Origin of the sequence: Tabrizicola sp. YIM 78059 (genome assembly GCF_004959785.1) — a bacterium.
In the GTDB taxonomy this organism is placed as follows: Bacteria; Pseudomonadota; Alphaproteobacteria; order Rhodobacterales; family Rhodobacteraceae; genus Tabrizicola; species Tabrizicola caldifontis.
In genome coordinates, this window is sequence record NZ_SJZH01000059.1 from 1 (window position 1) to 689 (window position 689).

A 689-nucleotide genomic window follows, 5' to 3' on the forward strand; every position below is an offset into this window, starting at 1 on the left:
GCTGAGAGATCGGGTGATCCTTCATTGCCCGCAACACCGCATCCCGCCGCGCCATCGGCGTCGTCAGGCCTCAGCCATGGTCCTCGGACCAGTGGCGTCCAATGGCTTCGATCCCAACAGATCCTTCAGAACCACGTTGTCCAGCATGGCATCCGCCAGAAGGCGCTTCAGCTTCGCGTTCTCGTCCTTGAGCTGCTTCACCCGCTTGGCATCGGACAGGTCCATCCCGCTATACTTGCCCTTGAGCTTGTAGAACGTCGCGGGGCTCAACCCGTGTTTCCGGCACAGCTCGGAGGTCGGCAAACCTGCCTCCTGCTCCTAGGNGCGAGGCGCAGATGGCGCGGCTCCAGCCGTACTTTCCCAAGAGCCATGGCAAGCCGCGCGTTGATGACCGGCGGGTCTTGAGCGGAATAATCTTCATCAATCGCAATGGCTTGCAGTGGTGCGACGCGCCGAAGGAATACGGCCCGCCAAAGACCCTCTACAATCGATGGAAGCGGTGGAGCGACAAGGGGGTCTTCGCCCGAATGATGGATGGTCTGGCCGCCGAGGCAGCCGTTCCGAAGACGGTAATGATCGACGCGACCTACTTGAAGGTACATCGCACGGCGACCAGCCTGCGGTCGAAAAAGGGGGGCCAGGCGACCAAAGGGGCCGTCTGATCGGCCGCACGAAGGGCGGCATGAACA

2 pseudogenes are annotated in these 689 nt (G+C 61.9%); one reads left to right on the plus strand and one right to left on the minus strand.

Annotation, left to right across the window (positions count from 1 at the left end):
• A pseudogene (locus EZM81_RS18010) lies at positions 1–318 on the minus strand (transposase); the annotation flags it as partial.
• Between the two features lie 17 nt (positions 319–335).
• Here EZM81_RS18010 and EZM81_RS18015 point away from each other — a divergent pair.
• A pseudogene (locus EZM81_RS18015) lies at positions 336–689 on the plus strand (transposase); the annotation flags it as partial.